Annotated in this window: 20 protein-coding genes and 3 pseudogenes; 16 read left to right on the top strand and 7 right to left on the bottom strand. The window is 68.4% G+C overall.

Annotation, left to right across the window (positions count from 1 at the left end; translation table 11 throughout):
• Positions 1-28: 28 nt before the first annotated feature.
• From AC5677_RS41155 to AC5677_RS41135, 5 genes and pseudogenes are all read left to right on the top strand, one after another.
• Positions 29-541 carry a DUF1877 family protein gene (locus tag AC5677_RS41155; RefSeq protein WP_497197028.1) on the top strand — a complete coding sequence of 171 codons (513 nt, stop codon included), beginning with the start codon at positions 29-31 and terminating at the stop codon, positions 539-541.
• Between the two features lie 337 nt (positions 542-878).
• Positions 879-1,802, top strand: a pseudogene (locus AC5677_RS41150) (IS30 family transposase); the annotation flags it as partial.
• A gap of 208 nt (positions 1,803-2,010) precedes the next feature.
• Entirely contained in the window at positions 2,011-2,340 is a 330-nt protein-coding gene (locus AC5677_RS41145) for a hypothetical protein (RefSeq protein ID WP_497197027.1), read from the top strand.
• A 221-nt stretch (positions 2,341-2,561) separates the two neighbouring features.
• Positions 2,562-2,966: an RNA polymerase sigma factor gene (locus tag AC5677_RS41140; protein ID WP_497197026.1), complete on the top strand. Its 405-nt coding sequence runs from the start codon at positions 2,562-2,564 to the stop codon at positions 2,964-2,966.
• On the top strand, positions 2,963-3,226 hold the full coding sequence (locus AC5677_RS41135) for a hypothetical protein (RefSeq protein WP_497197025.1): 264 nt from the start codon (positions 2,963-2,965) through the stop codon (positions 3,224-3,226). The genes AC5677_RS41140 and AC5677_RS41135 overlap by 4 nt, the downstream gene beginning before the upstream one ends.
• 293 nt (positions 3,227-3,519) lie before the next feature.
• On the opposite strand, the gene AC5677_RS41130 is transcribed toward AC5677_RS41135, so the two are convergent.
• Genes AC5677_RS41130 through AC5677_RS41120 form a run of 3 tightly spaced genes read right to left on the bottom strand, consistent with a single transcriptional unit; the run spans position 3,520 to position 5,373 of the window.
• Complete coding sequence (locus tag AC5677_RS41130) at positions 3,520-3,645, bottom strand: hypothetical protein (RefSeq protein WP_497197024.1); 126 nt, start codon at positions 3,643-3,645, stop codon at positions 3,520-3,522.
• The gene (locus AC5677_RS41125; RefSeq protein WP_497197023.1) at positions 3,642-4,115 is read right to left on the bottom strand and encodes a hypothetical protein; all 474 of its coding nucleotides are present in this window, start codon (positions 4,113-4,115) and stop codon (positions 3,642-3,644) included. The genes AC5677_RS41130 and AC5677_RS41125 overlap by 4 nt, the downstream gene beginning before the upstream one ends.
• Positions 4,116-4,125: 10 nt before the next feature.
• Positions 4,126-5,373 (bottom strand): helix-turn-helix domain-containing protein, encoded by a 1,248-nt coding sequence (locus tag AC5677_RS41120; RefSeq protein ID WP_497197022.1) that lies wholly within the window; start codon positions 5,371-5,373, stop codon positions 4,126-4,128.
• A gap of 231 nt (positions 5,374-5,604) precedes the next feature.
• Here AC5677_RS41120 and AC5677_RS41115 point away from each other — a divergent pair, with 231 nt between their 5' ends.
• The 3 genes from AC5677_RS41115 (at position 5,605) to AC5677_RS41105 (ending at position 7,574) form a co-directional block, all read left to right on the top strand.
• The gene (locus AC5677_RS41115) at positions 5,605-6,102 is read left to right on the top strand and encodes an ATP-binding protein (protein ID WP_497197021.1); all 498 of its coding nucleotides are present in this window, start codon (positions 5,605-5,607) and stop codon (positions 6,100-6,102) included.
• On the top strand, positions 6,099-6,296 hold the full coding sequence (locus AC5677_RS41110; RefSeq protein WP_497197020.1) for a hypothetical protein: 198 nt from the start codon (positions 6,099-6,101) through the stop codon (positions 6,294-6,296). Before AC5677_RS41115 ends, AC5677_RS41110 begins: the two co-directional genes overlap by 4 nt.
• A gap of 678 nt (positions 6,297-6,974) precedes the next feature.
• Positions 6,975-7,574 (top strand): hypothetical protein, encoded by a 600-nt coding sequence (locus AC5677_RS41105; RefSeq protein WP_497197019.1) that lies wholly within the window; start codon positions 6,975-6,977, stop codon positions 7,572-7,574.
• Between the two features lie 333 nt (positions 7,575-7,907).
• On the opposite strand, the gene AC5677_RS41100 is transcribed toward AC5677_RS41105, so the two are convergent.
• Entirely contained in the window at positions 7,908-8,141 is a 234-nt protein-coding gene (locus tag AC5677_RS41100) for a DUF6207 family protein (RefSeq protein ID WP_497197018.1), read from the bottom strand.
• 326 nt (positions 8,142-8,467) lie between these two features.
• Between AC5677_RS41100 and AC5677_RS41095 the strand changes: the two genes are divergently transcribed.
• Positions 8,468-9,013 carry an HNH endonuclease family protein gene (locus AC5677_RS41095; protein WP_497197017.1) on the top strand — a complete coding sequence of 182 codons (546 nt, stop codon included), beginning with the start codon at positions 8,468-8,470 and terminating at the stop codon, positions 9,011-9,013.
• A gap of 265 nt (positions 9,014-9,278) precedes the next feature.
• Here AC5677_RS41095 and AC5677_RS41090 read toward each other — a convergent pair.
• Positions 9,279-9,419 (bottom strand): annotated as a pseudogene (locus AC5677_RS41090) (IS5/IS1182 family transposase); the annotation flags it as partial.
• Positions 9,420-9,479: 60 nt separating this feature from the next.
• Here AC5677_RS41090 and AC5677_RS41085 point away from each other — a divergent pair.
• The 7 genes and pseudogenes from AC5677_RS41085 to AC5677_RS41055 all read left to right on the top strand — a co-directional run.
• Positions 9,480-9,596 (top strand): annotated as a pseudogene (locus tag AC5677_RS41085) (acetyl-CoA C-acetyltransferase); the annotation flags it as partial.
• A 181-nt stretch (positions 9,597-9,777) separates the two neighbouring features.
• The gene (locus AC5677_RS41080; RefSeq protein WP_426800054.1) at positions 9,778-9,981 is read left to right on the top strand and encodes a cold-shock protein; all 204 of its coding nucleotides are present in this window, start codon (positions 9,778-9,780) and stop codon (positions 9,979-9,981) included.
• An 87-nt stretch (positions 9,982-10,068) separates the two neighbouring features.
• Entirely contained in the window at positions 10,069-11,787 is a 1,719-nt protein-coding gene (locus tag AC5677_RS41075; protein WP_497197016.1) for a DEAD/DEAH box helicase, read from the top strand.
• Between the two features lie 213 nt (positions 11,788-12,000).
• A complete protein-coding gene (locus AC5677_RS41070) occupies positions 12,001-12,285 on the top strand; it encodes a hypothetical protein (protein WP_497197015.1) in 285 nt (94 codons plus the stop codon).
• Entirely contained in the window at positions 12,282-12,680 is a 399-nt protein-coding gene (locus AC5677_RS41065; RefSeq protein ID WP_497197014.1) for a PIN domain-containing protein, read from the top strand. The genes AC5677_RS41070 and AC5677_RS41065 overlap by 4 nt, the downstream gene beginning before the upstream one ends.
• A gap of 850 nt (positions 12,681-13,530) precedes the next feature.
• Positions 13,531-13,758 carry a hypothetical protein gene (locus AC5677_RS41060; RefSeq protein WP_497197013.1) on the top strand — a complete coding sequence of 76 codons (228 nt, stop codon included), beginning with the start codon at positions 13,531-13,533 and terminating at the stop codon, positions 13,756-13,758.
• Between the two features lie 177 nt (positions 13,759-13,935).
• The gene (locus AC5677_RS41055; RefSeq protein WP_497197012.1) at positions 13,936-14,583 is read left to right on the top strand and encodes an HNH endonuclease family protein; all 648 of its coding nucleotides are present in this window, start codon (positions 13,936-13,938) and stop codon (positions 14,581-14,583) included.
• Positions 14,584-15,370: 787 nt separating this feature from the next.
• Here AC5677_RS41055 and AC5677_RS41050 read toward each other — a convergent pair.
• Positions 15,371-16,363: a terpene synthase family protein gene (locus AC5677_RS41050; protein WP_497197011.1), complete on the bottom strand. Its 993-nt coding sequence runs from the start codon at positions 16,361-16,363 to the stop codon at positions 15,371-15,373.
• Positions 16,364-16,501: 138 nt separating this feature from the next.
• On the bottom strand, positions 16,502-16,630 hold the full coding sequence (locus AC5677_RS41045; RefSeq protein ID WP_497197010.1) for a hypothetical protein: 129 nt from the start codon (positions 16,628-16,630) through the stop codon (positions 16,502-16,504).
• Positions 16,631-16,737 lie beyond the last annotated feature (107 nt).

The following is a 16,737-nucleotide window of genomic DNA, read 5'->3' as shown; positions in this document are numbered from 1 at the left end:
GCCAGAGCCCCGAAGGAATACTGCCCGCATGGCCGTGACACAACAACTTGCCCGGGTGAGCGAGGAATACCTCGATCGATGCCGCACCTTGGCCGCCGCCAATGCCAATGCCAATGCCGATCCGGAATGGAACCCGCCCACCAACGACTGGATCGATCTCGACTGGGCCCCGCGTTTCCTCACTGGTGCCTGCAAGCTCGCCGGGGTGGACTCGGGCACTCTCGAAGCGCTCAACCGTGCCCTGGACGGTGACCCGGACGTCGACGTTTCGGTGCTGCTCCATCCAGAAGCCGCCAGCTCCTTCGGACCTTGTCCCACGGCTCTTGCTCCCGACTCAGTAACCAACGTCGCAGCCAAGCTCGCTGAGCTGGACTGGGACAAGGTGTTGGCCGCGATCCCCGAAGACCGTTGCGAAGCCATCGCCGGCGACGGGTTCACAGGCGACTCACTGATCTACCTCACGAACCACTTCACGGCCCTGAGGGACTTCTATGTGGATGCAGCGCAGCGCGGGATGTTCGTTGTGATGTGGTGGGGCTGAGTCTTACCTGGGCTGGGCCAAGCTCGGGCTGACCGCCGGGGGCGTGGTCCTCACGCTGGCCGACTATCAGGAGACGAGGCGGCCCTCATCGGCGCTGGCAGTGGGCAGCAGCCGAGCGCGCCGGCCTCCTACCCGCCGGGCCCGTATCAGCAGCAGCCGAGCGCGCCCAGTCCGTACCCGGCGCCTCCACCCACGCAGCCGCCGGGTCGGTAACGCCTTGTCGTATCGATAGGGCTGTAACCGAACCCAGCAGCCCGCACGCCGCGGTACGCCTAAGGGGCCCGGACGATCCTTGAGTTCTAGTGGTCGTCGCAACACCCCCAGCTCAGGGGATGCGATGGACTTCGAGGTTCGGGCGGATCGGCGGCCACAGGGGCCGAAGAAGTTGAGCCGCGAGCGGGAGACATACCTTCTGCTCGTGGATCAAGGAATTCCTGATGTGGACGCCTGCCGGATCGTTGGCATCAACGACCGGACAGGCAGGCGATGGCGAAACGGCCGGCAGGCGTCCGGGAAGAACAAGGGGGCACCACCCCTCGTGGAAACGGGGCCATGGCGGTACACCGAGGACCCAGAGTCGGCGGCCACCCAGGAGCGCGAGGACGACGCTCCTTCGCGCTACCTTCGCGAGGCGGACCGGATCCACATAGCCGACCGCCTCCGGGAGAAGGCGTCAGTCCGCACGATCGCTGCCGAGCTGGGACGCAGCCCGTCCACGATCTGCCGGGAGATCCGCCGCAACCGCACGGTCCTGCCCAGCGGCCAGTGGTACTACCGACCGCATGCGGTCCATCGGCGAGCGGTCCGGCGTCGGCCTCGGCCGAAGGTCGGCAAGATCGGCCAAAACCCGGAGCTCCGTGACTTCGTCCAGCATCACCTGACCCTGCGCTGGAGCCCCGAGCAGATCTGCCACGCTCTGCGCAGACGCTTCCCCGACCGGCCGGTGATGCACGTGGTTCACGAGACGATCTATCAGGCGCTTTACGTCCAGGGCCGCGGTGAGTTGAAGCGGGAACTGACCCGCGCTCTGCGGACGGGACGCGCAGTGCGCCGGCCGCATCGCCACTCAGCACGCCGGAGAAAGCGGTTCCCCCACCCGATGGTCGTGATCAGCGAGCGGCCCGCAGAAGCCGCTGACCGAGCTGTCCCCAGGCACTGGGAGGGGGACCTCATCATCGGCAGCAACTCCCGCTCCACCATCGCCACCCTGGTCGAACGCAGCACTCGCTACCTGATGCTGGTTCACCTTCCCAACGGCCACTGGCTTTGTTCATCTCTAGGAACAGCATTTGTCGGCCGGTTTCGGAGGAAGTTGGTGATCAACTGGCTCATGAATGTCGAAGAGAAGTGATGGCGCTGTCGTGAGCGCATATTGAGGTTGCGCCTATGACCAAGAAGGGGCCACCCGCCCTTTGCTGGTGAGTAGTGTGGTGATCCCACTTCAGACCACAGTGGGGGAGACCAGATGCTTGGGGGAGCGCATGGCGTCGCATGGCTCGATCGGCCAGACCGAGAAGAAGAGCAAGAGCCAGGTCATACGTGAAAAATTGTGGGAGTCGCCTGCCTATTTCATTGTTATCGCATGGTTGCTGTTGATCTGGGCCGACATCCGCGATGAACCGAACGAGGTTGGCTGGTATGTCTACTTCGCCGGATGGGCTCCGTGGGTGCTGATGATGCTGTGGACTCTTGGAACCCGCAGGAAGCCGGACAGCCCAGCAGCCTGGGTGGGGCTGAGCGTGCTGGTGTTCTGCGGCCTGGTCAACCTGGTGTTCCACCACGAGAGCCTTCCATTCTGACCCTGCACCATGGGCCCCGTTGATCTCTTGGAACAGCGTTTGCCGACGGCTTCGGAGGCAGTTGGTGATCAACTGGCTCGTGAGGCCGTGGAGGAAAGACGGCGGCGCGCGACGAGATCGCGGTGGAGATCTTGCTGCGGGCGCTGAAGTCCTTCCGGGACAACGGGCTCGTGGGTGGGGGTTGGAACCCACGGCATGCCGGGCGTCACGGCCCTTGCTCGTTGACGACCTACTTCATAGGGCAGTGCGTGTGGGAGTTCCGCCGCGTCTATTTGCGATGGCGGCGCGATCGGCTGCGCCTGGCGGAGCATGAGGTGGCAGTGCGCGGCAGCGACGCATTACTTCAGCTGCTGCAATCGCCCAGCCGTCTCCCCGGCCCCGACGCACGCGTTGCGGGCGGCTCGCTGTCCGAGCTGATCAACAGGCGTTCTGCGGAGTCCCGGGCGGTCGTGCTGCTCGCCCACGAAGGCTACGACGATTCCCAGATCGCCGAACGGTTCAAGACCACCGCCGCCGCGGTGCGTCAGCACCGGTACCGGTTGCGGCGGGACATCAAGCGGGCGCAGACGGCCGGGCGTGTCTGGCTGCCCCGTCAGCTGCGCAGTGAGTCCGGGGAGGCGCTGTGACCCAGTCGGAGAGCACGCGCGGGCGAGCGGCGATGGCGCTGACGGCTGTGCCTCCGGGCACCGCGGCCCTGGCGGGCGCCCCATGGCAGGTGGTGGTCGGGATCAGCATGGTGAGCATGCTGATGGGGTTGCTGGGGGCGGTCTTTCCGCAGAACTCCCGGGACCGGCTGTTGTGGTGGCGGGACCGGCGCCGCTACCAGGAGAAGGCCCGCCAGCTCCGGGGCCGCGCAGCCCCGGAGCCCGAAAGTCAGGGACCGTAGAGCGACCCGCCACACAGTGACGCGCGCTCGAGGGGCTGGACGATCCGTCCGGCCCCTTCGCCGTGTACGGGCGGGACCGTCCGTGTCGCTCATCGGGGGTTGCACGGCTCGTCCCACGTCGGTGCAGGGCCGCCATCCGCCGGCCCGTAGCAAGACCCAGGACCTCATTCAAGCCTTCACGAAAGTCGGCTCGATAGCAGCTCCCGGAAGGGCATTCAAGCAAAATCGCAGGTCAAAGGACGTGAATACGCGCGGCGAGCCGTACATGCTGACGGCCCATTCAGCAGCGATCGTCAATTCGCGAGAGCTCGAATACGCCGCAGATCGATGGCAGTGTCCTCTCGGTCGGGGGCGCCACCGGGCACGGAAAAGGCGGCTTGCAGGGCCTGCGCGGACTCGAACTGCTGGAGTGTCGTCATCGGCTGGCTCCCTCGGGCCACAGAACCCGCACCGGGACCCCGGTCCGCTCGGCGTAGGCGACGACGTCGGCTGTACCGCCGTGTCCCCATGCCGGTTTGCCGTCCCAGACGGCGACCAGCTCGTCAGCGAGGCCGACGAGGATTTCCGACCCGGTCATGTGGGCGTCGGGGTCGGACGCGGTCATGCCGGTCTCGTGCACGTCGCTGGCCTGGGACATCAGCGCGTTGTACGTGGCGTGGTGCCACTGCGGCAGCCCCTCGCGGTACTCCGCGGCCGGCACCACGACCTCGAGGCGGCCGCCGTGCTTCAAGACGGCTTCGGCGAACCAGGAGTCGGGGCCGTCCGCGATGCACGAGACGGCGACCAGTTCGGCCCGTTCGTAGTGGCTCGCGGCCTCATCGAGCATGGCCCGCACACGTTCCTCAACGTCCGTGCCGAGCCCGCGATGGCCGGTGATCCCCACCCGCATGCCTGTCCTCCTACAGGTAGACGCCGTGTAGGCGCTCGTCGAAATCCCGCACCACCTTGGGTGGCGTGGTGGTGGTGAGGGTACGGCGCACCGAGCGCGCCCGTTCCACGATCCGCCCCGACCGGTACCGGACCCCGGCCTCAAGTGCCTGACCGGCGAGCGCGAACGCTGCCTCAACCCGTCCGCCGGCGAGATGCCCGGCTGAGATATCGAGCACCAGCAGCGCGCGCTGTTTCGCGTGAGCGGTCGCCAGCGCTTCGATGTCTTCGCTCAGCACCCAGGCGGCGAGCCCCAGGAATGCCCCGCACGTGACCCGGCAGGCGGCCACCTTCTCCGGCGTGAACGAGAACACCCACGGCCACGGCGGCGCCTGCGTGGCGAACGTCAGCGCCTTTGCCGCTGCCCGGGATGCTGTCAGCGCCTGGTCGGCGCCGCGCTGGTTGCCGGCTGCCGCGTACCCGAGTGCTTCGACACTGGAGAGCCAGGCGTCGGCGACGGGCGGGCACTGGTCGCCGAGTACCCGGCGCGCGCGCCGGGCCTGGTTCAGTGCCTCCACGCCGTTTCCGGCGTGCGCCTCGAACTGGGCGAGGGTGCCGGTCTGGTAGGCGGTCAGCAGCGGGTCGCCTGCGGACCGGGCGGCCTTGACCGCTGAGCCGTACCAGGTGCGGGCGCTGCCGTTGCCGCCCGTGTCCCATGCCAGCCAGCCGGCGAGGCTGGCGGCCTCGCTGCCGACGGCGGCGAGCCTGTTCCGGTCCCCGACGCCCGTGGCGGTCTTCGCGATGCTCTGGATCAGCCCCAGGTGGGAGCGCACTGCCTCGGCGAGGTCCCGGGACGGGGTCGATCCGTCGAGGCGCCTGTAGGCCGTGGTGGATAGCCGCAGCGCGGCGGCCTGTCCGCCGGTCGCATCGGCGCTGTCGGGTAGCGAGGCCAGTACCGGGGTCGCCGCCGTAGCGGCCACCCCGCCGAGGAACTTTCGTCGGTCCACATCGTCGCCGTTCAACTGACCCTGTGGGTGACTGTCCGAGAGTCCCACCAATGCCGACGGAATCCCCAGATGTGCGGACGCCGCTGCCAGGATGTCCGTGCTGTATGAGGCAGTGCCGCGCTTCTCCAGCCTGGAGACGGCGGACTGAGACATGCCGAGCGCCTGACCGAGCTGCGTCTGCGACATGCGCTGAGCCTGCCGAGCCAGTTCGATCACCCGGCCGTAGTTCCCGGCCCGCGACGCATCCCGGATCGACGCCGTCTGCCAGTTCACGGCACACCCCCACGCTATGAGCCCAACCGGCCCCGAGTTCCTACGCGTACCCGCGCAGCGGGTAATCGCATGCGGGTACCGCATGCGTGATGGTCCCACAGCGCTCAGTGATCGTTGACTGGTTGCCAGGACAGCAACAGCCCGGCCTCCCGGGCACGTTCTGGACTCGGCGGCCGTCCCTTGCCCCCGTGAGGGATGGCCGCCTCCCCCAGCCGCGAGCGTGAACCCGCGATGACGACGATGACCGCAAGCGGATACGCCCCTCCAACCGTCCACGACGCTGAGGCCGCGATGACCACACCCACCACTGCACGCTCCCGGCCGCGGGGACACCCCGGATACTCCACGACCTTCGCCCGACTGCCGAACACGGTCCCCGAGGCACGAAACCTGGCGCGCGTCGCGCTCGCGACCTGGGGCCTGGGGCCTGGGCAGATCCAGACCAGCGCGTTACTGCTGTCGGAACTCGCGACCAACGCGGTTGTCCACGCGAGGGGTCCGTCGATACGGATCATCATCGACCGGCCCGAGGCCCGCCTCGTCTACCTCGCGGTCGTCGACCGTGCCCCCCGGCTCCTTCCCGTTATGCGCGTTCGGGGCCTGAATGCAGAGTCCGGCCGCGGCCTGCTCATGGTCGACGCGGCCGCCGACCGCTGGGGATACGAACTTCTCGGCCCGAAGTCCCGACCGTGGGGCAAGAAGGTGTGGGCGGAGGTATCGGCGGCATGAGCAGCGACGACACGAAGCCCCAGGTGGGCGACCTTGTTCGGGACCGGCTGCGCTCCCTTGAGGCCGTCGTCACCGACATCCGAGGCGGCGTCCCGATCCTGCGGCCCCGGTACGGCATCGGTGAGGTGCCAACGTGGCCGTGCCCGGAAGGGATCGAGATCATCGCCCGGCGCGGTACGTGGGCGCGGCCGTGAGCGGCGCGCCCGCCCTGCGGCTGCAGCTCGCGAGGGCCTGGCGGGCGCTCTGCTGGCCCTCGGTGTCCTCGGCGTGGCCCCGCCGATGGCGATCGCCACCCCGCGCATGCTGGATGCTATGGCCCGATCGGACACCGCGCCCGAGGAGCCTGAGGCTGTCGACGCCGATCGTGCCCCGGCAGGCGTTGGCCTCACGGTCATGTCCGTTGTGACGGCTCAGGCGCTGGTGCAACGGCGCTGATTCGTGAGGGCTCATCGCCGGGCACTTCCTCGGTCACCTGGCCACGGCGAAGATGCTGATGAAGAAGGGGGCCAGGTAGAGCAGCAGAAGGGCACCCGCTATGGCTGCCACGATCAGGACAGCCTTCATCGCTTTCTTCATGGTCCGGTGGTCGCGGGCGGGTCGCACAGGGACTTGGGAACAACCCTCGTGATCAGTCACAGAGTCATCCTGCTGATCGCGGCGGGGGCTGGCCATCCGTGGAAGTACTCACGTGCGACGGTCGTCTCCGACCCCCGCCGGGCCAGGCAGGTATCGACATGGCCATCTACCGGCCGACGTCACAACGGCGCGCCGCTCCATCGCCGATCATGCCGAGCGCCGCCTTGGCCCCTGGGCCCCAGGCCGCCGCGAGCTGATCCGGCCTGATCGACAAGACACCCCTAGCATCGGCGTCCATGGGGACGTACATCGACGGATTGATCGAGACACGTAGGGCAGGCGGGGCGTGGGAGATAGCGGTCGATCTGCTCGACTTCGGCCTCTGGAAGGCCCGGGACGCCCGCGAGTGCCTGTTCGGCTACGGCGGGAGCCTCGGGGTGGAGCGGCCACTGTTCGACCAGCGGGGGTGGCCAGAGGACGCCTGCGACGAAGTACCGAAGGAAAATGACGAACTGAACCACAGCCACTCGTACGCGACGTGGGCCGAGATCGCGGCGGTTGACTGGGACGTGCCGCTCTGCGACGGCCCCGACGGGAACCGTCTGGGCGAGTGGCGACCGGGGCCGGACGGCGAACTCGTCCTGGACGACGTGGTCTGGGCGCCGATCAAGGTGCTCGACGCGGCGGAGGAGCTCTTCGGCGAGGAGCTGTTCCCGCCCGAATGGCCGCCGGGCGGCGAGGTCCATCTGAACGGCTCCGTGTACCGTCCGGTGGTCCTCACCGCCGGGATGTTCGTGCCACCGAACGGCCGTTGGGCCCCGGTGTGGGCGTCGATGAGCACGCTGGCGGCCGAGTGCGGGAACGAGAACGTCCGCCTGGTGGTCTGGTTCGGCTGAGCCGGATCGACCCGGATTCCCGGCCGGAGTCGGACCCCCGACCTGGGCTGAAGTTCTCCGGCATCGGCAAGCCGTCGTGTGGCGGCCTTGTCGTGGGTAGCCGACGTCCTCGGCGGTGGCCAGGGCCATGCTGCGAGCTGTCGCTTGACGCCTCGGCCGGGTGCCCGCGAGGTCCGGGCCTGTCACGAGCCAGGCCCTCGGGTGCCTCGCCGCGGGGGATGGGCACGCAAAACACCGCACGTTGAGGAATGCCAAGGGCGGTCACCTTCAGCAGTGAGTAGTCGTACCAGTACCGCCAAACCCGCGACATGCAGGGGGACGGCTCGCTGGTGGCTATGAGGCGCCGGGGCCGAAGCTGCCGCCGGTCAGCGGGGCGCGGCGCAGGTCGGCGTAGGCGCGGACGGTGACGCCGGGCTGTCCGGGGGTGTGCCAGGGGGCGGAGGGGCCGCTGGAGAGCCATAGTCCGCTCAGCGCGGCCACTGCCTGGGTGGCGGTTTCTTCGTCGGCGGCGGTGATGTCGACCACGAGCAGGCCCGGTTCGCTGACATGTCCTTCGGAGATCTTCATGACCGGGCAGACGCCGCGGGGGCTCGCCAGAGTTCGCTGTGGCCGCGAACGTCACCCGGTTGTGTAAGGCCGGCTTTTGGTCGGGCAGTTGCGCAACCCTCGACGGCCCGGGGGTTGGGTAGACACCAGGGATCTGATGTCCTCTCGCCGTCTCCGGGGGTCCGATGCTTCACGCACGTCGCTTTGCCGCGTTGGCCTGTCCGCTCCTGCTGCTGTCCACGGTCGCTTGCACGCCGACGACATCAGACGAGGACAGCAAGCGGTCGGCCGCGCCGAGCTCGGGAACCTCTGATGGGAAAGGTGGTGGGCTTCGGCTGGCGGATGCGGTGGGCCGGCTGAAGACCGCGGCGGAGTCCCGGACCGGCTACGAGCGGACGAAGTTCCACCTGTGGATCGACGCCGACCACGACGGCTGCGACACCCGCAAGGAGGTCCTCCTGGCGGAGGCGGTGAAGAAGCCGCAGCAGGGTTCGGGCTGCCGTCTGACCGGCGGCACCTGGCGTTCGGCCTACGACGGGAAAACCCTTACCAATGCGCGCCAGCTCGACATCGACCACGTCGTTCCCCTTGCCGAGGCCTGGGACTCGGGTGCCTCGAAGTGGAGTGCCGACCGTCGTGAGGCCTACGCCAACGACCTTGACGCAGCGCGCAGCCTGATCGCGGTCAGCCTCGGCTCCAACCGCTCCAAGGGCGACAAGGACCCGGCCGAGTGGATGCCGCCGGCCAAGAACGACACCTGCACCTATGCCGCTGACTGGGTCGCATCCAAGCTCCGCTGGAAGCTCACCTCGGACCGCGCCGAGAAGACCAAGCTCAAGGAGATCGCAGACGGCTGCCCGCGGACGATGGTGGCGTACAAGCCCGCACCATAGACCGTTGAGCTGGCACCAGAGCGGCAAGAGCTGCAAGGCCGTGCGGCTATCGGCGGCGACCTCTGAGGTAGGCGGCGTTGGTGGCGGCGCGGGCGGAGGCGTGGTGACTCCTGCGGAAGATCTCCTCCGGGATCTGCGTGACCTCCTCCAGGGCCTGCCGTATCGCGGCGTCCGTCGGCGCCTGCTCGCCGGTGGTCGTCTCGCTGGCCGGCCCCGCTCGGCGCGGTCTGCGGAGAGCTTCCAGCGGAGCTTGGATGCGACCCAGTCAGCGGCATAGGTGCAGGATGCCAGCGAGGTGGAGCGCGGCCAGGTAGGCAATGGCGAGCTTGTCCGTCCGCAAGGCCAGCTGGTTGATGCATCGCTCGACCGCGTTGCGCTGCTTGTACGCCTCGTTCACCGCCGCGGGCCGAGTCCGGGACCACGGCTCACCCGTGTGCCCGCGTCCACCACCTCCGCGTACGCAACTGTCAACGGCGGAGCGGTCGCCCTCGGTCACCCGCTGGGGCCGCCGACGGTCGGTTTCGGGCTCCAGACCGTATGGGAAGGCGACAGCCAGGCGAACGTCACGATCATCGAAGGTCTGAGGAATCCCAGCGTGCTACTCGATGATCCACCACAGGCCATCGAGCCGTGTTACGGTTTCGCAGTTGCAGTTGTGGTACCCATGAACGTATGTGCGCCTGACGGGAATGTTTCTCCTTCAGGCGCATTATTTGTTTTCCGGCATCTCCGGATGGGGCCTCTGCCCACAGAAGGAGAAGGTCATGGCACAGGGAACCGTGAAGTGGTTCAACGCCGAAAAGGGTTTCGGCTTCATCGAGCAGGACGGCGGTGGCCCCGACGTCTTCGCCCACTACTCGAACATTGCGACCCAGGGCTTCCGTGAGCTCCAGGAGGGCCAGAAGGTCTCGTTCGACGTCACGCAGGGCCAGAAGGGCCCGCAGGCGGAGAACATCGTCCCCGCCTGATCGCCGGACGCGTATCCGCTCACCGGGGTCCGCACCGTCATGGTGCGGACCCCGGTTTGTGCTGTTTTAAGGAAGGCAGACAACTGCATGTCCCGCAGGCCCAAGAAGTCGAACCGGCGTGCCTCGTCACCCCCGCCGCCCGCGTCGCCGCCGAGGGAATTCCGGCTGCCGGAAGGCACGACACCCGCACTTCCCGCTGTCGAGGAATTTGCTGGTCTGGATATGCCTCCGGGGCTGCTGAAGACCCTCGCCGCCCAGGGCGTGACCACCCCTTTCCCCATCCAGGCCGCCACGCTGCCCAACTCGCTCGCCGGCCGTGACCTGCTGGGGCGCGGACGCACCGGCTCCGGCAAGACCCTCGCGTTCGGCCTGGCGCTCCTGGCCTGCACGGCTGGACTGCGCGCGGAGTCCAAGGCCCCCCTCGCCCTCGTGCTGGTGCCCACCCGGGAACTCGCCCAGCAGGTGGCAGACGCGCTGAGCCCCTACGCGACGGCGGTGAACCTCCGCCTGGCCACCGTGGTCGGCGGGCTGTCCCTCATCAAGCAGGCCGGTGTGCTCCGGCGCGGCGCCGAGGTCGTCGTGGCGACTCCCGGCAGGCTCAACGACCTCGTGGAACGCGGGGACTGCGTGCTCGACAGCGTCCGCATCACGGTGCTGGACGAAGCCGACCAGATGACCGACATGGGCTTCCTGCCGCAGATCACCAAGCTGATGCAGCAAGTACGGCCCGACGGACAGCGCATGCTTTTCTCGGCCACCTTGGACCGCAACATCGACCGTCTGGTGCAGCGGTTCCTGACCGATCCCGTGGTGCACTCCGTGGACCCGTCGGCGGGAGCGGTGACCACCATGGAGCACCACCTGTTCCATGTCCAGGACGAGACCGACAAGAAGGCCATCACCACGCGCATCGCGGCCCGCGACGGCCGGGTCATCCTCTTCCTCGATACCAAGAGGTCCGCTGACCGGCTCGCCAAGCAGCTCCTGGCCGTCGGCGTCCGTGCGGCGGCACTGCACGGAGGCCGCTCCCAGCCGCAGCGCAACCGCACCCTGGAACAGTTCAAGAACGGTCAGGTCACCGCGCTGGTGGCGACGAACGTCGCGGCCCGGGGCATCCACATCGACGACCTCGACCTCGTCGTGAACGTCGATCCCCCCACCGACCACAAGGACTACCTCCACCGGGGCGGCCGCACGGCCCGCGCCGGCGGCTCTGGCAGCGTGGTCACCCTGGTCCTGCCCGCCCAGAAACGGGACGTCACCCAGCTCGTGTCGGACGCGGGCATCCGCCCCCGGACGGCCCGCGTCAAGTCGAGCGACGCGGAACTGGCCACCATCACCGGCGCCCGCGAGCCTTCCGGCGTGGCCGTCACCATCGAGGCCCCCCAGCCGGCGACGCCGACGGCATCCCGCCCGAACCGGAAGACCGGCACCGAGCCCGGTAGGCGGTCCGGCCGCCGACGCCGAAACGGCGGCGGGGCCGGAGCGGCGACAGCTGCTGCCACCGGGACGGGGGGCCGGAGCTCGGACCGCCGGGCCGCGGCCGGGGCGGCAGCGGCTGGTGGCACTTCCGCAACCGGCGGGCGCGGCTCTGCCCGCCGGGCGGGAGCCGGCCAGGCCACGGGGAGTGCCGACGGCGCGGGCGGCCGCAGTTCCCACCGCCGGGCCGCGGCTGGTGCGGCGACCGGCAAGGTTGTCCGCGGATCCGGCCGACGGGCGGCGGCCGGCGGAGCCACGAGCGGCGCTGCCGGCACCGGCGGCCGTGGCTCCGATCGCCGAGGAGGCCGCCGCAGCTCTGCGACCTAGCCACGGTGTGCTGGGCCCGGGACAGCGGAACCGCTGTGATCGGCATTTTCCTGCTGGTCGGCCGGGTGGAAGGTGGAGATGCTGTTGATGTCCGCGGCTTCGCGTCAGGTGAGCCAGCCGCGGACGGGACGCTCATGACCTGCGGAAACTTCCTCTGGTGGGGCCTGAGGCGGCAGTAGGGGCCAGATGCTACAGAGGGTCTATAGTGGCGCTATGGCTTCGACGACGATTCAGGTTCAGCGCGAGACCCGCGACCACCTTGCTGAGCTGGCGAAGGAGCGCGGAGTGAGCATCGGCCAGCTGGTCGAGGCGCTGGCCGCGGAGCAGCCGACCGCCGCGCAGCGGGCCGAGCGGCTGGCCGCTGACCGGGAGGTTGTGCGCCGCGTGATGGGCGTGGACATCGGCGATGAGGAGTTCGAGCAGGCACCCGATGTCCTCGGCAACATCTACAAGATCGCTGCCGAGAAGGTCCGGGCCGCTCGAGGCACCGCCGCGTGATCATCCTCGACACCAGCGCCGTCAAAGCGCTCGCCGGCGGTCACAAGACGCTGAACCTGCTGGCAGGCAACATGGCGACGACCCCTGGCGAACGCCTCAGCATCCCTGCCCTGTGCCTGGTGCAGGCCGAAGCCGCTGAGGAGAACCTCTCCCGCCGCGTACTTTCCTTCTCCTCCGTCGTTGTCGACAGCCTCGACACCATGGCCGCCGTCAGCGTCGGCACCATGATCCGCGACGGATACGGCGGCCCCGACACCTGCCACGCCCTGTACTGCGCACTGCCGCGCCCTGAGTTCACGGGGATGTCGATCCTGCTGACCGGCAACGAGGACGCCTACCCGCCCGGTGTGGTCACCGTCGATATCGACTCGCCCGGAATGCTGGGCTTCCACTGACAGACCACGTCGTGCGAATCGCCCGCGGCGACACCCGACTCCTCTATCGGATGCGGCCCGACCGCATCGGCTTGTCGTCGACGTTGCGATGTCTCTAGTGCGGCATCAAGCAGGTTTTGCCTTCAGAGCGCCCTTGGCTGCGGCCAGAGCGTTGCCGTGCTGCTCCCGCTACCTCAGCCGGCCGCTCATGAGGAGGTCAAACATCGATCACGGCGCGGTATCCAAGGAGTCGAGGATGTCCTGCATCGGCGGTCGATCACGTCTGGCCGATCAGATGAAAAGTCGTACAGGTTAGCCAGCAGCCAGAGCGTAAAGCTGTACGGCAGCGCCTCCTCCGGCAGGATCGGCCCGAACCGGGCCCGCCAGGCGACGGTGCCGTGCCCCAGCACCGCGGCGCCGAGACTTTGAGCTCAACGACGCCCGAGCCCTGGACCTGGGGTGCGGGCCGGGCACCGTCGCCCTGCCGCTCGCGGAGAAGACCTGCGAGCGTCGATCCACCTCCCGGCCGGCACCGAACCCCGGCACCTTTCCCCCCGCGACGAATCCCGTGGCGCCCTCAATACGACGCGCCGTGGACCCCGCCCCTGGCTTCGGCCGGGGGCTTTCGCATGCGTGGTGCCGCCCAGACACCCACTCTCCAGTAGGCAATCGCCTCTCTCACCTTCCTCGAGGCCGCTGGGTCTCAAGACCACCGGTACTCCGCACCCGCCGTGCTCCGCAGGGGTGCAGTCTCCTCCCTGCCCGGGGGCGCGCAGCAGCAGGGGACTTGCGGGGCTAACCCTCCGCCGGTCCAACGTCGGTTACACCCATTCACCACGTGCTTCAGGCACACACAAAGACAGGGAAAGTCATGTCTGCAACAGCTTCGAACGGTGCCACCTCTCAACAGCAAGACACCGTGCCGGCCCGCACCTTCTGGTCGATGGTGATCCTCATCATGGTGCTGCTGGGGCTTCTCGGCGTGGGCGTCGTCCTCTACCTGACGTGGCGCCACCCGTCCCTGGAGGCCCCGTTCACGGTGGCCTGCGCAGCCCTCGCGATCCTCGTGTCGACCGCTCTGGCGCTGGCGCGCCGGTAGGTCGGGCGCCGTCCCGCTGGACGTCCTCGGTCCGGCGGGACGGCCCATCCGTCTCCGCCGGACGATCGTGCCTGGGCCTGAAGTGGTTTGGCACTACCGGTACGACAAGCCACCCGCCCGGGTGACTGCCGCGGAAAAGCCCCACGGCCGCTGCCGGGCCGGAGATATCAACACATCGTGATCAAGATGACTCTTCGCGCTGCCGCGGCCGCGGCCCTCGCGCTGCTGCCCCTGGCTGCCGCCACGCCTGCCCACGCCGACACTGTCAGCCTCCACGACGGCATCGAAGCCCTCCCACAGGCCGCCGAATCCCGGGATGGTTACCAGCGCACCAAGTTCAGGCACTGGGTCGACGAGGACCGCAACGGCTGTAATACCCGGTCGGAAATTCTCATTTCCGAATCGCGTATCCCCGCTGAGATCGGCCCCGGCTGCAAGATCCTGGGCGGTGAGTGGTTCAGCTACTACGACCAGCAGACCGTCACCGACCCCAGGGGCCTCGACATCGACCACATGGTGCCGCTGGCCGAGGCCTGGGACTCCGGTGCCTCCCAGTGGACGGCTGCCCGCCGCCAAGCCTATGCCAACGACCTCGACGCCGAACGCTCCCTTGTCGCCGTCACCGCCAAGACCAACCGGTCCAAGGCCGACCAGGACCCGGCCGAGTGGATGCCGCCGGCCGCCGAGGCCCGCTGCACCTACCTCGCCGACTGGGTCTCCACCAAACTCCGTTGGAACCTCACCGTCGACCACACCGAACGCGACGCCCTGCGCGACCTCGCCGCCACCTGCCCCGACATCGACCTGGACTACGACCCGGTGTAACGCGCCGTCGCCAGGAACTTCCTCGGCTGGCCTGCCCCAGGACAGGCCAGCCGAGGAAGTGGCCCCTCGGTCACCTGGCCACGGCGAAGATGCTGATGAAGAAGGGGGCCAGGTAGAGCAGCAGGAGGGCACCCGCTATGGCTGCCACGATCAGGACAGCCTTCATCGCTTTCTCCATGGCCCGGTGGTCGCGGGCGGGTCGTACAGGGACTTGGGAACAACCCTCGTGATCAGTCACAGAGTCATCCTGCTGATCGCGGCGGGGGCTGGCCATCCGTGGAAGTACTCACCTGCGACGTCGTCTCCGACCCCGCCTGGCCAGGTAGGTATCGACATGGCCATCTACCGGCGCCGGCCCGGCGGCGACGCGTCTGCAGATGCCGCCGCCGGTGCCACTCCAGTCGGCAGTGCGCAGTGTCGTCAGCCGGCGGCCATCGCTGCTCCAGCAAAACGACTGCCACAGGGATGAGGCAGCTCATTGAGCTGAGGCAGGAGCAACGCCGGATCCGAGCCAGGGTTGTCGCGGCGGTCCAGTCCGCTCTTGCCGCGCCGTAGCGGCAACGCAGACCGGACCGAGGAGGCCGAGCGGGAGCTGCTGCAGGCCCTGCAACGTCCGGGTGACCGCGGCCTGGCGGCACACGTACGCCGGTTCCGGTAAACCGGTGCGGGGAGGCGGGATGGAAGGAGCCGATCGGGCAGGAGCTCCGGCGATGCCAAGCAGACCCGCGACTGTTCTCGTTGCGGGACCACACGACAACAGGGCGCACTGATCGGTGAATGTGTCATCTCACGGTGCGGAGTAGTCGTTGGGCGAGTCTCGGTCGCCTGAGTATCGCGCCGTTCCGCGCTCGTACCAGAGCAGGCCGCCGTTGATCCATTCCTTGATGCCAGTGATGAGCCGAGCCAGGTCGTATTGATCGGCTGCCGTCAGGTTGAGCTGGCCGGCCAGGGAGGGCAGGGCAGCTTCGAGGGCGTGGAAGTCGCTGACCCGCTGGCCGATAAGTCGCAGGGCCTGTGCCATGGCCGTGTCAGTGTCGAGGCCGGATTCGGCTTGCAGGACGAGCACCAGGTTGTGGGGCTCGTTGTCGGCGGTGTCCTGATGCAGGGCGAAGACGTCGTTCTGCCAGGCCGCGATGTCTGCCGCGGCGTCGACGAGGTCTTCGTACAGGGGTGCTTCCTGCAACTGGGGAGAGGGGCTAACGCGGAGCGCTAGGGCGATCATGTGCATGTAGAAGTGCATGGCGACGCTGTTGCGCCGCAGAGGCGTGAACTCGGCCAGGGGCGGCACCCGTGCAGCGCTGCGGTTGACCGTCTCGTGATACATGCCTTCGAGCGCGGACATGAGGCAGTCGCCCACGTATCGGAACCGGATGGCGTCCATGACGGCCCGGGTGCGTCGGCACAAGTCGCTCAGTGTGGTGACAAGGGGGTGGGTGATGGTGTCCGTGGGGTGGCCGCTGCGGCGGACGACGTGCTCGCACCCATCCATCAGCTGGCCCCAGGCTGTGGGGGTGGTGCCGACCGTGTTCTGGGTGTCGATGATGAACCACCACGCGTACCACTCGGCTTGCAGCAGCAGGGTGTCGAGGTCGGCGTCCGGGAAGCTGTAGGCCGCCAGTTCGCCGAACCGGCTCCCCAGTACCCGGCGTTCGGCTGCCGGATTGGTCAGCATCCCGTTGGTCCGGAACCAGGCGCGCAGGTGCTGTTCGGCCTGTTCAGCGGCCGGGTGAACACGGGCGGGCGTCTCGGTGTAGGTCGGAATGGCGTCGACGGTGATCACGTTCGTCTCCTTGCTGCCAGAGGTTCGTGCGGTTCCGGTTCCAGTAGCTCTGAGGGGATAGCCGGCGATGCGGCCCCAGCGGCCCGCTCAGCGGCGTCGGCCGTCACCCCCGTCCGTCCGCCGGGCAGGGAGGTCATGTCACGAGGAGCGCTGTGTCATGGTGCGGGCCATCTCCTGCATGGCGGTGACTGTTTCGCGGGTGAACGGTGTGTCGGCCAGGGCGGCCAGCGCCTGGCGGTAGCGTTCCTCGATCATGGACTCGACCACGCCGGACGCCCGGGGCGATCTTGCGGAGCTGCGCTGTGAGGTGTCGGCGGCGCCCGAGGGTGAGACGCCACCCCACCAGGACCGCCTTGCTCAGGGTCATCACGGCG

It is taken from the genome of Streptomyces sp. JLSY215, assembly GCF_059682825.1.
The sequence above is the reverse complement of the archived record's forward strand: the minus strand, read 5'-3'. Positions and strand labels throughout refer to the sequence as shown.

What these genes read in the sequence shown, in the direction of transcription:
- AC5677_RS41155 (WP_497197028.1), top strand. Translation starts at nt 29, where the DNA reads ATGGCCGTGACACAACAACTTGCCCGGGTGAGCGAGGAATACCTCGAT.
- AC5677_RS41130 (WP_497197024.1), bottom strand. Translation starts at nt 3,645, where the DNA reads ATGACGACACTCCAGCAGTTCGAGTCCGCGCAGGCCCTGCAAGCCGCC.
- AC5677_RS41125 (WP_497197023.1), bottom strand. Translation starts at nt 4,115, where the DNA reads ATGCGGGTGGGGATCACCGGCCATCGCGGGCTCGGCACGGACGTTGAG.
- AC5677_RS41115 (WP_497197021.1), top strand. Translation starts at nt 5,605, where the DNA reads ATGACGACGATGACCGCAAGCGGATACGCCCCTCCAACCGTCCACGAC.
- AC5677_RS41110 (WP_497197020.1), top strand. Translation starts at nt 6,099, where the DNA reads ATGAGCAGCGACGACACGAAGCCCCAGGTGGGCGACCTTGTTCGGGAC.
- AC5677_RS41105 (WP_497197019.1), top strand. Translation starts at nt 6,975, where the DNA reads ATGGGGACGTACATCGACGGATTGATCGAGACACGTAGGGCAGGCGGG.
- AC5677_RS41100 (WP_497197018.1), bottom strand. Translation starts at nt 8,141, where the DNA reads ATGAAGATCTCCGAAGGACATGTCAGCGAACCGGGCCTGCTCGTGGTC.
- AC5677_RS41080 (WP_426800054.1), top strand. Translation starts at nt 9,778, where the DNA reads ATGGCACAGGGAACCGTGAAGTGGTTCAACGCCGAAAAGGGTTTCGGC.
- AC5677_RS41075 (WP_497197016.1), top strand. Translation starts at nt 10,069, where the DNA reads ATGTCCCGCAGGCCCAAGAAGTCGAACCGGCGTGCCTCGTCACCCCCG.
- AC5677_RS41070 (WP_497197015.1), top strand. Translation starts at nt 12,001, where the DNA reads ATGGCTTCGACGACGATTCAGGTTCAGCGCGAGACCCGCGACCACCTT.
- AC5677_RS41060 (WP_497197013.1), top strand. Translation starts at nt 13,531, where the DNA reads ATGTCTGCAACAGCTTCGAACGGTGCCACCTCTCAACAGCAAGACACC.